Here is a 12,324-nt window from a genome sequence, read left to right on the forward strand (position 1 = left end):
CTTTTAAGCGCATTTTTGGTATAAAACGCCCCTTGAATGAATTCATCCGTTTATTTTTGACTGGCCATACAGATTTGCTGTTGGCTAAATCAATGGAGTTACACCATGTCTAAGGTTTGCCAAGTTACCGGCAAGCGTCCAGTCGTTGGTAACAACGTCTCACACGCCAACAACAAAACTAAGCGCCGGTTCGAGCCGAACCTGCACCACCACCGTTTCTGGTTAGAAAGCGAAAAACGTTTTGTACGTCTTCGTTTAACCACTAAAGGTATGCGTATTATCGACAAATTGGGCATTGAAAAGGTTGTTGCTGACCTACGTGCTCAAGGTCAAAAGATCTAAGTAAGGAGTCAGGACAATGCGTGATAAGATTCGCTTAGTTTCTACAGCTGGTACAGGTTATTTCTATACCACGACTAAAAACAAACGTACTATGCCGGAAAAAATGGAAATCAAAAAATTTGATCCAAAAATCCGTCAACACGTAATCTTCAAAGAAGCTAAAATCAAATAATTTTGGCTTTTTGAAAAAAACGACCTCTCTGCAGGTCGTTTTTTTTGCACTTTTTTTCTTCCAGTTGTTAAAATTTCCTGATCTTTTCAATCTGGCACTCTCTGTGCTTGTCTTTTTTACCCTTAACCTTGGCTTAAGGAGTTGTTAGTGCCGCATGATGTAGAACTTATTATCTTATTGGCTGTCGGCTTTGGACTGGCCTTACTGTTCGGCTATATTGCCGCCCGTTTACGTTTACCGCCCCTGATCGGTTATCTGGTGGCCGGTATCCTGATTAGTCCAAATACGCCCGGCGTGGTCGGTGATATTCACCTGGCCAACCAGCTGGCTGAACTGGGTGTGATGTTCCTGATGTTTGGCGTCGGGATGCATTTCTCGCTCAATGACCTGATGCAAGTCAAACGGATTGCCCTGCCCGGTGCCATCCTGCAGATTACTGTCGCCACTTTACTGGGGATTGGAGTCTCGATGATGTGGGGCTGGAGTTTCGGCTCTGCACTGGTGTTCGGTCTTAGCCTGTCCTGTGCCAGTACGGTAGTTCTACTCAAAGCACTGGGGGATCGCGGCCTGCTAGACTCGGTCAACGGCAAGATTGCCGTGGGCTGGCTGCTGGTCGAAGATCTGGTGATGGTACTGGTGCTGGTACTGTTACCGGCTACTGCGGTCCTGTTGGGTGGACAGGCACTTGCCGGTAGTGCAGCTGATGAAAACATCTGGCTGACACTGGGCATTACCCTGTTAAAAGTCACCGGCTTTATTGCCTTTATGCTGATTGTCGGAAAACGATTGGTACCCTGGATTATGCAGGTGGTGGCGCGTCTAGGTTCCCGTGAACTGTTTACCCTGACTGTGGTCGCGGCGGCCGTGTCAATTGCCTTTGGTGCCTATAAAGTCTTTGGTGTGTCGATGGCACTGGGCGCCTTCTTTGCCGGTATGGTGGTGAAAGAGTCTGACTTTAGCCATCGTGCTGAAGAAGAAACCCTGCCGCTACGGGAGATTTTCTCGATCCTGTTCTTCGTGTCGGTGGGGATGCTGTTTGACCCGCGGATTCTGCTGGAAGAACCGCTGCATGTGCTGGCAGTGGTCGGCATTATCATGATTGGTAAAACCATTGCCGCCATGGCCCTAGTCCTGTTCTTCCGCTACCCGATTAACACTGCATTAACGGTGGGTGCTTCACTGGCGCAGATTGGTGAATTCTCCTTTATTCTGGCCACGCTCGGCGTATCGTTACAGCTGCTGTCTCTAGAAGGTCAAAACCTGATTCTGGCCGGTGCCCTGATTTCCATTACCTTAAACACCTTCCTGTTTTCGGCGATTGAACCGGTACAGCGCTGGATTCGCGAGCGCTCACATCTAGCCCGTTTGCTGGAACGCAGTGGCGACCCGCTGGCGATGTTACCCGATGAAGTTTCACAAGATTATCTGCGGGATCAGGTCGTGATTATTGGCCATGGTGAAGTCGGCCGCCGTATTACCAAAAACCTGATGGCGGAAAATATCAAGGTGGTGATTGCCGAAGAAAACCGTGAGATTGTTGAAAACCTGCGGGAAAAAGGCATTGCTGCGGTATCTGGTGTGGCCACTGAGCCTGGAGTACTGATTCAGGCACATATTCAACATGCCCGTTTACTGGTGATTTCACCGATGGACATTATTGATATTCATAAAATTGTTGATATTGCGACTACTTTGAATCCGCAAATTCAGGTGCTGATCTGCGCGGAAAGCAAAGAAGAAGCCGAAGTCATTCGCCGTGACAATATCGGTGAGGTGTACTTTGCCAAAGAAGAAATGGCCAAGAACATGAGCAATCATATTTTAAACCAGATTGAAATTGCCCATCATCAACCACCCTCACATTAAGCCTCAGGCACAAAAAAGCGCACCTTCAGGTGCGCTTTTGCATTCCAGAGCATGAGCCGACTAGCTCAGATACTTCGGCTGCTCATCAACCACTTCGGCCTGCCATTCATTGACCTGCTTTTCCAGCAGCCCGAATAATGCGGCCTGAATCATGTGCTGGGCGACAATTGGCGTCTGATCTCCCAGCAGGGCTTTGACTTCATCATTAAACTGGATTTTGACCAGAGGTTCCTGTTCTGAACCAGCATTACGCAATGCCAACTCACCACCTTCAAGCTGAACCAATTCCAAAATCGCGTCCTGATTTCCAAATAAGGCTTTTAACTGTTCTATAGACATAATTCCTCCATGTTCAACATGGTGGCAAAGATGGACTCTTTGCATCGCTTAGATAGTTAATATGATGTCAGGTTTTCAGAATTCAAGGGACACTGGTCGGGTTTAGAATTCCACCATTTCATTTCTGAAACCATCAATTAACTGCATCAGCTCACGATGCCATTCACGCAGGATTTTGGTATCTGGCAGCCATGCTTGCGGGGTTTGAGTGACTTTAATAATCAGGTTCGATGAAGTCTCATCTTCCGGTTCCGGTGCGCTTGGCTCCGGCGTATACTGACAAAGACGATAAGCGCGTTTTAATTCAGCAATAAAGCCTTCTTTGGCCAGTTTTTGCAGAATCACCACTTCAGGCGATACCTGACCTTTGGCCGCCATCGCTTCTTCAATTGATTTTAAAGTCGGCTGCAGCTCATTCAGGCGGTAGTAACGCATCAGTTCCTGCAAAAAGGCCAGTACAGCACCATGCAGATGAAACACCGCTGCTTCGCGATGTGCCTGCGCCTGCTGGATATGTTCGGTTTGTTCGGCTTGCTGACATGAAAGACGGGCAAAATACAGTTTTTGATTGGTACGGTCGGCATGAAAGCGAGCAACACGGGACATGAATAGCGTTCCTAAATTTTGGCTTTTATTTCAACATTAAGCTTAAACGCTCTGCGTCCAAATGCCCAACAAAAAATACATATGAGCGCTATCATCAGCATCGATATTTTCTACGATAAGTTTAAATAGAGAAAAATGCAGCGCTAAAAAAGGAGCCACTAAGGACTCCTGTTGATGTTCAAGCTTTCGGCTTGTCTTCCGCAGCTTTAACGCGAATGCCAGCACCTTTGACTTTCAGGGTATTCAGGCCCTTAATCGCTTTGACGGCTTCACGACCATGCGGCATTTCCACAAAGCCAAACCCTTTGGACTTGCCACTGTCAGCCTCTTTAACAATCACCGCAGATTCGACTGTGCCAAACGGCTGAAACAGCGCCAGCAGTTCAGCATCGGTGATAGAACGCTCTAAATTACGTACAAGAATTTTCATTTACTTTTTCCAAATAGGCCAAATCATCCAAAAGCATGCGCCTACTCTACTCTGGAGATTGTGCATCAAGCTGCACAACACATGACTCTAGTTTAATCGAGATCAATCCCAAAATCTAAACGAATCTTCTGGCGTTCGATCAGCGCACTTTTAACAGTTTGTTCACGGGTTTTATAGTGGGTTTCACTTTGACACAGGTTACGGGTCAAATCGTTCAGAAAATAGCTTTCCACAGTACGCCCCTGTTCATCGACCGTATCTCTGGCCCACCAGCTGATGTTCTGCTTGGTCAGAATCAGCTCGTTTTGCGCCCGGGTTAAAGCCACATACAGCACCCGGCGTTCTTCTTCAACTTCGTCAAAATTCCCTTGCGCCCGTGCATGTGGATACTGCCCGGCAGTGACATTGGCCACATAGCAGACCTTCTGCTCGGTACCTTTGGCCGAGTGAATGGTAATGAGCGTGACCACATCATCATCTGACTGACGTTCAATTTCACTAATCGAAATCGGATCAAGCACATATTCTTCCAGAAACTCGCTGAGCTGACCGTGTTTGCTGGCCAGCTGCTTGACCAGATCAAAATCTTTAAGCCGTTTTGACCAGTCTTTTTTGGCGTAATTCTGTTCCAGCTGCTCCACCAGTGCCTCAATCGCCAGACTGACACAGACGTCGACTTCCTGTTTCAGTACCGCCATTTGCTTCATAATCAAAATGGTTTTATCCGGAATCCGGCCAAATTTCTCCAGCTTTTCCGCAATCTGCTCCATTTCCGGATTCAACAATAACTGCTGTGCCAGTTTACTGGCACCGACATCTCCCACGCCATTCCACAGGGTCAGAAAACGCATCCAGGCAATATCATCGGCCGGATTGGCAATGACCCGCAGCAGACTGAGCAAATCCTTAACGTGTGCCGATTCCAGTAATTTCATGCCGCCAATAAAACGATACGGAACATTGGCGGCAATAAAGGCCGCTTCAATATGCCGCGCGGCAAAACTGGAACGCACCAGCACCATATGCTCCTGCCATGCTGCGCCATGGATAAAGTGACGCTCTTTGATATCAATGGCAATCCATTTGGCTTCATCAAACTCATTCGGAAAAATGTGCATGCGCGGTTTTAAGCCGCTGCCGCGATACGCCTCCAGCCGTTTGTCATAGCCGATCGGACTTTGCTCCAGCAACCAGTTCGACAGATCCAAAATTTCCTGGGTTGAACGATAATTACGCTCCAGCTTATAAATCTGGGCACCCGGAACACGTTCTTTAAAGTGATGAATGTTTTCAAAGTCTGCACCACGGAAACCGTAAATCGACTGCGCATCATCACCAACACAGAACAGCTGCACCCGCTCTTTTAACGGCTCTAGTAAGGCCCATTGCAAAGGATTGGTGTCCTGCATTTCATCGACCAGCATGTGCTGGCACAACGACGCGACATAATCGACCAGCCCCTCTGATTGGGCCAGCGCCGAAGCGACAATTGCCAGAATATCGTCATAATCCAGAAAATGACGCGCCTGCTTGCGCGCTTCATATTCTTTCATGATCTCGGCAATCTGATCTTTATAATCCAGACATTCCGGTAACTGTTTTTCCAGGGCAATACTCAGTTTTTGCCGGGTATTGCGGGCAAATGAATACAGGTCACACAGCTGCTGTGGCTTGGGCAAGGCATTTGGATTTTTCTTGTCATCTTTACCACGCAGTAAACGGAACATCATGATCTGGTCATCACGATCAATAATCGAGAACTGTTCCAGCCCAAAGGCTTTTGGAATCCGGCGCAGCAGATACATACAGAAGGTATGGAAGGTCGAAGCACGCAAGCCCTTGGCCTGCTCGCCCAGCGCCAGTTCGACCCGCGCTACAATTTCGGCAGCGGCACGGCGGGTAAAGGTTAAAATCTGAATCTGGTTGGCCGGAACGCCCTGATCAATCAGATAAGCCGCACGCGCCACAATGGTTTTGGTTTTGCCACAGCCTGCCCCAGCCAAGACCAAACTGTGCTTTGCTTCAGTGGTGGCTGCATTTTTCTGTTGGGGATTTAACTCGTCGATGAGCTGTGCAAGTGACATACCAAATCATTTCTCGAAAATTCAAAGCGAGATCTTATCATAAGCATCCCATCAACATAAAAACTAGCCTATTTGTAAACCCGGATCGTTTTCGAATTGAGTACTTCGTATTGCAGCCCCAGCTGTCTGGTCGTTACGTCCAAAAATTCAAAAAAGTTCGCATTGCGTAAATGAAGGGGGAATTGATGATTCATGTCGACATCTGAATCCACAATCAGCGTGACCTTCTTTTCAATTGCCAGCAGATTTTTTAAAACGTTCAGATGTATCTCATCAAAATTAAAAGACAGTACTCTCGGCTGTGAGTTTTGCTGTACAGGATTTTTCTTGAGATAATTTTGCATATTTTCGCGGTAGGCTGGTTTTGCAAAACCGTGTACGGTGATGCAGCTTAATATCAAAACCAAGATGATCTTTTTCATAATTTCCCTATTTATCATTTTTTTAAACCCTATTGGCATCTGGGTTTATCAAGCTTTCTTTAGCGATCGCATGACATTTTCGACGCTGTCGGTTAAATTATTTTCCGCATTTCGAATCGCATCTTCTACTGAAATATCAGGTAGATTAATACCAATAATCTGTGTAAATCCCGCCTCCAGCAGCGGCTCAATATCTTCACCGATCATTCCTGCAAACGCATAGACCGGTTTATTCAAGCTTTTCGCAACCTGTGCCACGCCAAATGGGGTTTTGCCCATGCAGGTCTGCCGATCAATTTTCCCTTCGCCGGTCAGGACCACATCGGCCTGTGCAATTTTTTCAGCCAACCCGGTTTGCTGAATTAGCAATTCAACACCTGACTGAATTTTTGCACGTGCAAAAGCAAGCAAGCCAAAGCCCAGTCCACCGGCAGCACCGGCCCCGGCCTGATGTTGCACATTAACCCCGAGCGTTGTTTCAACCAGATTGGCAAAATAACCCAAGTTCTGATCGAGAATTTTGACAAGCTCCGGTGTGGCACCTTTTTGCGGTCCAAAAATGGCCGAGGCACCATATTCCCCACAGAGCGGATTATTGACATCGCTGGCAATCAGCATCTCGGTGGTTGCCAAACGGGCATCCAAAGCACTAAGGTCAATCTCGCAGATCTGCTTTAAATTGCCGCCACAAGGTTGCACCTCCAGGCCAGCCTGATCTAAAAATTTCACCCCCAACGCCTGCGCCATTCCACTGCCGGCATCATTGGTGACACTGCCGCCCAGTCCAATCACGATTTTAGACACGCCCAGATCCAGCGCCTGGCGGATCATCTCGCCAGTGCCATAAGTAGAAGTAAGCGCCGGATTGCGCTGCGCCAACGGAATAAGATGAATACCATTGGCCTTGGCCATTTCAATGACTGCAGTTTTGCCGTCGTCAATCAGGGCAAAGTAGCTTTCAACCTGTTGCTGCGGCAAAGGGCCGCGTACCCGACACGAAACTTTCTGCCCGGCACATGCATTTAACAGGGCATCGACGGTGCCTTCACCGCCATCGGCCAGCGGTACCAAGCGACAGATTGCATCCGGAAACTGCCGCAAGATTCCGCGCTGCATGGCCTGGGCGGCCTGTACTGCGCTCAGGCTTTCTTTAAAGGAATCTGGTGCAATCACAAAACGAAGTGGCATGTGGTTTATCCCCAGTGTGGGTGTCCATTGTGGATAAGTGTTGACTTATCCGCATATTAGCGTAGCCAGCCAATTTCCGCGGCGGTCAGGTCATTAATGACGGTGTATTGCAGGCTGTCCGACATTTTGCTGGTGCTGCTACTTAGCGGAATATGCCCGCCCATTAACTCAGCTTTCTGCTGTGGATAGCGTGGCTGTTGCTGCGGGTTGGCATAACCCAGCGGATAAATCGGCAGTCCGGTGGCCAGATCATATTTATCACTGGCGCCAAAGGCATGCAGTAATTCATGTGCCAGTACCACATGATTCTGCTGGTTCTGACGCTCGGCGGCAAACAGGTTAACCGAACCAATCCGGCCTTTTTCCAGCGCGGTAGAATGTTTTAAAGCTTTTTGATGAGCTGGATCATAATAGTTTAAATACAGGGTCACATGCGGTGCGCCATCAACTGACTGATGCTGACGCCAGGCATAAAGCCGGAACTTGAGACTCCAGATGATGCTATCGAGTAAAGAAGCCTGTTCCGGTACCTGTGGCGGCAACTGTTTCAGTTCCCGGCCAAGCTGCAGATAAAAATATACCGGTTGCTGGCGATACTGTGCTGCGGCCTGCTGCAAATACTGCTGCACCGTTTGAAAACTGCTGTTAGACAGCTGCTGGATATAACGCTGCGTGCTGTCCTGTCCATCAGCATTCACCGGATGCAAGAGCACCCGCACTGGTTTATTCCAGTCCTGATTCTGGTCACGATAGGCATTTACCGCCACAATGAAAAGAATCAGCAACAGGATCAGGATACGAATCTTTTTCCACATCGGCTTAAGCGCTCTGTTTTTTGAGTTTTCTCAGATACATCTGACTCATTTCAATTTTGGTTTCAAATAGATTCAGAGTTTTAATGAGTCCGGAAAGCTTGGCCCGGCCATAGTTTCTGGAATCAAAATCCGGTTTTACCGCGCTGATATATTGCCCGACCATGCCCAGATTGGCCCAGCCATTTTCATCGGCATTGTCTTTGACTGCTTTATAAATCAGATTCAGTGTGGCGCGATCCATCATCTCTGCAGCCGGGTTTTCTTTCGGCACAGTGCTGGATTTTAGCTCGGAGTTTTTTGCACTTTCTAGGTTCTTTTTGTCCTGAACCGGGCTGATTTCATCTTCTTCAGCATTTTTCAGTTCATTTTCAGAGATCAGGTTTTCAATATAAATAAATTTATCACAGGCTTTTTTAAAGGCTTCCGGAGTGGATTTTTTGCCAAACCCATAAACACTCAGGCCATTTTCACGAATCCGCGAAGCCAGCGGAGTAAAGTCACTGTCACTGGATACAATACAGAAACCATCCAGCGCTCCGGCATAGAGTAAATCCATGGCATCAATAATCAGGATCATGTCGGTGGCATCTTTGCCTTTGGTATAGGCAAACTGCTGTACCGGGGTAATGGCATGCGGCAACAGCACATCACGCCACTTTTTCAGGGTTTCACTGCTCCAGTCCCCATAGACCCGTTTCACGCTGGCAATGCCATATTTGGCGACTTCTTCAAGCACCGAAGCAATAGCGTGAATCGAAGAGTTATCGGCATCAATTAACACCGCAAATTTTTTTGTTTGGATATCCACCGGTTCCCCAAGCGCTTATTATTCAAATTTATTGTGGAGTTGATTTTGACATAAAAAATGCCGACTGATGTCGGCATTTTTTATTTTTAGCTTTTAGGCTTCAACCCATTTGCCATCCTGATATACCAGACTCCATTTGGTCTGCTTGCCTTCAGGGGTTTCAGAGCCAATATATTGCGCCTGATTTTTACGGCTGAATTTCACCAGAGTCGGGTTGCCTTCTGGGTCTACATCGGGTGCTTGCAAAATGAATTGATATTTTGGATCAAGCTGGTCAGCAACCGTACGCAGTTCCGCCACCTTCGGTGCACGGGTTTCACGCACTTTCGGGAACTTGCTGGCCGCCAGGAATAGACCGGCAGCGCCATCACGCAGGACAAAGAAGTCATCGTGCTTGGTCGAGCGTAAATGTTCCATCTTGATGGGGTCGACACGCGGCGGCGCAGGCTGACCGTTTTTCAAGACTTTACGGGTATTGTCACAGCTGGTGCAGGCAAAGTATGGACCAAAACGGCCAGTTTTCAGCTGCATTTCGCCATCACATTTATCACATGGAATGGTCGGGCCATCATAGCCTTTAATCTTGAACTCGCCTTCTTCCAGCTCAAAACCGGCACAGTCCGGGTTATTACCGCAAATATGCAATTTACGGCCACCATCAATCACGTAGCTATCCATGGCAGTTTCACAGATCGGGCAGCGTTTTTTCGACATCAGGTCGGCGGTTTCAGCACTGTCATCATCTGACAGGGCTGCCAGAGACTCTACAGGTGTTAAATTCAGAGTGCCCTTACAGCGTTCTTTTGGCGGCAGGTTATAACCGGAACAGCCGAGGAATACCCCGGTAGTGCCGGTACGAATCTGCATTGGACGTTCGCATTCCGGACAATGCACGGCATCCACTTCCACCGGCAGGTTACGGCGCATACCCTGTTCGCCCTGTGCATTGGTCAAACGGGTTTTAAAATCACCATAGAAGCTGTCGAGCAGATCTTTCCAGTTGCGTTCACCATCGGCCACTTTATCCAGCTGACCTTCTAAGTCCGCGGTAAAGTCGTAGTTCATCAGGTTGTTAAAGCTTTCATCCAGACGGTCGGTGACAATTTCACCCATCTTTTCCGCAAACAGGCGGCGGTTTTCCAGCTTGACATAACCACGGTCCTGAATGGTGGAAATAATCGCCGCATAGGTCGATGGGCGGCCAATGCCACGTTTTTCCAGTTCTTTCACCAGCGAGGCTTCGGTAAAACGTGCAGGCGGCTTGGTAAAGTGTTGTGATGGGTCCAGCTTTTGCAGTTTCAGCACTTCGCCGACTTTCACTGCAGGCAGCAATACATCATCATCAGACTTGTTCTGACCACGTACTTTGGTAAAACCATCAAAGACCAGGGTACGGCCTTTGGCTTTCAGTTCTACCCCATTGGCATTGACCAGAATGGTCGATGATAAATACTCGGCCGGAGTCATCTGACAGGCCACAAACTGACGCCAGATTAAATCGTATAAACGCTGGGCATCACGCTCGACACCAGCCAGGCTGTCGCCTTTCAGACCGACATTGGATGGACGAATCGCTTCGTGAGCCTCTTGCGCGCCGGCTTTGTTGCCGTAGCGGTTTGGCTTGGCCGGTAAATATTTTTGGCCATACTCGGATTCAATATGCGTACGCACCATATTCACGGCGTCATCACTCAGGAACGTCGAGTCGGTACGCATATAGGTAATAAAACCGGCTTCATACAGACGCTGTGCCAACATCATGGTTTTCTTGACCGAGAAACCTAGACGGGTACTGGCCGCCTGTTGCAGCGTTGATGTGATATATGGCGCACTCGGATTCACCTTGGTTGGCTTGTCTTCACGTGCAGCCACCGTATAGTCTGCATCTTTAATCAGGTTCAGCAAGGCATCGGTTTCAGCCTTGTTACGCAGCTTTAGGGTCTTGCCATTTTGCTTGACTGCTTCCAGACGAATATCATCTTGTGCAGATTTGGTATCGGCAAATACCTGCCAGTATTCTTCCGGAATGAAGGCACGAATTTCACGTTCACGCTCTACCACCAGTTTGACGGCTACTGACTGGACACGACCGGCTGACAGACCACGGGCAATTTTTTCCCACAGCAATGGCGAAATCATAAAGCCAACCACACGGTCCAGGAAACGGCGCGCCTGCTGCGCATTGACTTTATTGGTGTCTAGACGTGCCGGATGCTTAAAGGCTTCCTGAATGGCATTTTTGGTAATTTCGTTAAATACCACACGCTGATAACGCGCATCATCACCGCCAATGACTTCTTTTAAATGCCAGGCAATGGCTTCCCCTTCACGGTCCAAATCCGTTGCCAGATAGACTTCATCGACCTGCGATGCCAGTTTTTTCAATTCAGCAACAACATTTTCCTTGCCCGGTAGCACTTCATACTGGGCTTTCCAGCCATGCTCCGGGTCTACCCCCATGCGGTTGACCAAGGCCTGCTGAGCTTTTTCTGCTTTTTGTGCTTCGGTCAGTTTGGCACGTGTGGTGGTTTTCTTTTCTGTACTTTTACTGGCGCCTGTAGGCAAATCACGCACGTGACCGACCGACGACTTTACAATGTAATTCGAACCGAGGTATTTGTTGATTGTTTTCGCTTTTGCAGGCGACTCCACAATCACCAAGGCACGTTTAGCGCCATCGGCAGATTTTGCTGTAGTGCTTTTCGATGTGGAGCGAGGAGCGTTCGCCATAGTTAACCGTAGTTCCTGTGAAAATGTTTTAAATTAAAGTTCAGCCAAAGAATGTAAATATGCCTTGATGTCATCCAGTTGGGTGGCTTTCAGATCAGCTTCTTCATCCCAATAGAGTCCTACACAGTTTGCCTGCATATCAATAGCATAAATGCCCTTTAATGCAACGGGTGTATGATTAAATTTTTCCTCACCATGCACCAGTTCAAGCTGCTGATCGACCACCCGGGCGCGCATTAACGGCAAGCGGGCCTCTGGAATCAGTACGCTATAATAGGCCACCATACTGGCACGGCTTTCTGTGGCCATCGGAATTTTGGTCCAGTCCGGCGCAGCCACCAGACGCGGATGCAGGCCCATCTTGCGGGCTTTTTCACGCATCAGGCCGAGGGCTTTTTCTCTTGGACTGACACGCAAACCAAAAATCGAGCCCAGCACAAAAATGATGATGGCCAGTGCCACCCAAATTCCAGTATTTTCCATAGCTCAACCTTTATGTTCTTTTATTAGAGTTGCATAAGC

The 12,324-nt window shown here is 48.3% G+C and carries 13 protein-coding genes; 3 read left to right on the top strand and 10 right to left on the bottom strand.

Going from position 1 to position 12,324, the window contains the following annotated elements; translation table 11 throughout:
- Positions 1 to 105 precede the first annotated feature (105 nt).
- The 3 genes from rpmB (at position 106) to FTT89_RS10145 (ending at position 2,380) form a co-directional block, all read left to right on the top strand.
- Positions 106 to 342, top strand: a complete 237-nt coding sequence (gene rpmB, locus FTT89_RS10135; RefSeq protein WP_000048256.1) for a 50S ribosomal protein L28 — start codon at positions 106 to 108, stop codon at positions 340 to 342.
- Between the two features lie 16 nt (positions 343 to 358).
- Positions 359 to 514, top strand: a complete 156-nt coding sequence (rpmG, locus tag FTT89_RS10140) for a 50S ribosomal protein L33 (protein WP_003654787.1) — start codon at positions 359 to 361, stop codon at positions 512 to 514.
- 147 nt (positions 515 to 661) lie between these two features.
- Positions 662 to 2,380: a cation:proton antiporter gene (locus FTT89_RS10145; RefSeq protein ID WP_075167257.1), complete on the top strand. Its 1,719-nt coding sequence runs from the start codon at positions 662 to 664 to the stop codon at positions 2,378 to 2,380.
- A 60-nt stretch (positions 2,381 to 2,440) separates the two neighbouring features.
- Here FTT89_RS10145 and FTT89_RS10150 read toward each other — a convergent pair whose 3' ends face one another.
- The 10 genes from FTT89_RS10150 to FTT89_RS10195 all read right to left on the bottom strand — a co-directional run bounded on the left by FTT89_RS10150 (position 2,441) and on the right by FTT89_RS10195 (position 12,285).
- Positions 2,441 to 2,719, bottom strand: a complete 279-nt coding sequence (locus tag FTT89_RS10150) for a hypothetical protein (RefSeq protein ID WP_005182110.1) — start codon at positions 2,717 to 2,719, stop codon at positions 2,441 to 2,443.
- 102 nt (positions 2,720 to 2,821) lie between these two features.
- Positions 2,822 to 3,325 (bottom strand): DUF6586 family protein, encoded by a 504-nt coding sequence (locus FTT89_RS10155; RefSeq protein WP_180006785.1) that lies wholly within the window; start codon positions 3,323 to 3,325, stop codon positions 2,822 to 2,824.
- Positions 3,326 to 3,503: 178 nt separating this feature from the next.
- A complete protein-coding gene (locus tag FTT89_RS10160; RefSeq protein ID WP_005182105.1) occupies positions 3,504 to 3,755 on the bottom strand; it encodes an RNA-binding protein in 252 nt (83 codons plus the stop codon).
- A 92-nt stretch (positions 3,756 to 3,847) separates the two neighbouring features.
- Entirely contained in the window at positions 3,848 to 5,839 is a 1,992-nt protein-coding gene (locus FTT89_RS10165; protein WP_180006784.1) for an ATP-dependent helicase, read from the bottom strand.
- A 68-nt stretch (positions 5,840 to 5,907) separates the two neighbouring features.
- The gene (locus tag FTT89_RS10170; protein WP_180006783.1) at positions 5,908 to 6,261 is read right to left on the bottom strand and encodes a hypothetical protein; all 354 of its coding nucleotides are present in this window, start codon (positions 6,259 to 6,261) and stop codon (positions 5,908 to 5,910) included.
- 48 nt (positions 6,262 to 6,309) lie between these two features.
- Complete coding sequence (locus FTT89_RS10175; RefSeq protein WP_180006782.1) at positions 6,310 to 7,449, bottom strand: glycerate kinase; 1,140 nt, start codon at positions 7,447 to 7,449, stop codon at positions 6,310 to 6,312.
- A 56-nt stretch (positions 7,450 to 7,505) separates the two neighbouring features.
- Positions 7,506 to 8,264 carry a hypothetical protein gene (locus FTT89_RS10180; protein ID WP_180006781.1) on the bottom strand — a complete coding sequence of 253 codons (759 nt, stop codon included), beginning with the start codon at positions 8,262 to 8,264 and terminating at the stop codon, positions 7,506 to 7,508.
- Between the two features lie 4 nt (positions 8,265 to 8,268).
- A complete protein-coding gene (locus FTT89_RS10185) occupies positions 8,269 to 9,072 on the bottom strand; it encodes an NYN domain-containing protein (RefSeq protein WP_005182091.1) in 804 nt (267 codons plus the stop codon).
- Between the two features lie 93 nt (positions 9,073 to 9,165).
- On the bottom strand, positions 9,166 to 11,802 hold the full coding sequence (topA, locus tag FTT89_RS10190; RefSeq protein WP_005182090.1) for a type I DNA topoisomerase: 2,637 nt from the start codon (positions 11,800 to 11,802) through the stop codon (positions 9,166 to 9,168).
- Between the two features lie 33 nt (positions 11,803 to 11,835).
- Positions 11,836 to 12,285, bottom strand: a complete 450-nt coding sequence (locus FTT89_RS10195) for an ammonium transporter (RefSeq protein WP_005182089.1) — start codon at positions 12,283 to 12,285, stop codon at positions 11,836 to 11,838.
- Between the last annotated feature and the right edge of the window lie 39 nt (positions 12,286 to 12,324).

This window comes from Acinetobacter sp. YH01025 (assembly GCF_013420185.1).
GTDB classification, from domain to species: Bacteria; Pseudomonadota; Gammaproteobacteria; order Pseudomonadales; family Moraxellaceae; genus Acinetobacter; species Acinetobacter indicus.

Coding starts and splice junctions, on each gene's coding strand:
- FTT89_RS10170 (WP_180006783.1), bottom strand. CDS start 6,261: ATGAAAAAGATCATCTTGGTTTTGATATTAAGCTGCATCACCGTACAC.
- FTT89_RS10165 (WP_180006784.1), bottom strand. CDS start 5,839: ATGTCACTTGCACAGCTCATCGACGAGTTAAATCCCCAACAGAAAAAT.
- FTT89_RS10150 (WP_005182110.1), bottom strand. CDS start 2,719: ATGTCTATAGAACAGTTAAAAGCCTTATTTGGAAATCAGGACGCGATT.
- FTT89_RS10195 (WP_005182089.1), bottom strand. CDS start 12,285: ATGGAAAATACTGGAATTTGGGTGGCACTGGCCATCATCATTTTTGTG.
- FTT89_RS10180 (WP_180006781.1), bottom strand. CDS start 8,264: ATGTGGAAAAAGATTCGTATCCTGATCCTGTTGCTGATTCTTTTCATT.
- FTT89_RS10160 (WP_005182105.1), bottom strand. CDS start 3,755: ATGAAAATTCTTGTACGTAATTTAGAGCGTTCTATCACCGATGCTGAA.
- rpmB (WP_000048256.1), top strand. CDS start 106: ATGTCTAAGGTTTGCCAAGTTACCGGCAAGCGTCCAGTCGTTGGTAAC.
- topA (WP_005182090.1), bottom strand. CDS start 11,802: ATGGCGAACGCTCCTCGCTCCACATCGAAAAGCACTACAGCAAAATCT.
- FTT89_RS10175 (WP_180006782.1), bottom strand. CDS start 7,449: ATGCCACTTCGTTTTGTGATTGCACCAGATTCCTTTAAAGAAAGCCTG.
- rpmG (WP_003654787.1), top strand. CDS start 359: ATGCGTGATAAGATTCGCTTAGTTTCTACAGCTGGTACAGGTTATTTC.
- FTT89_RS10155 (WP_180006785.1), bottom strand. CDS start 3,325: ATGTCCCGTGTTGCTCGCTTTCATGCCGACCGTACCAATCAAAAACTG.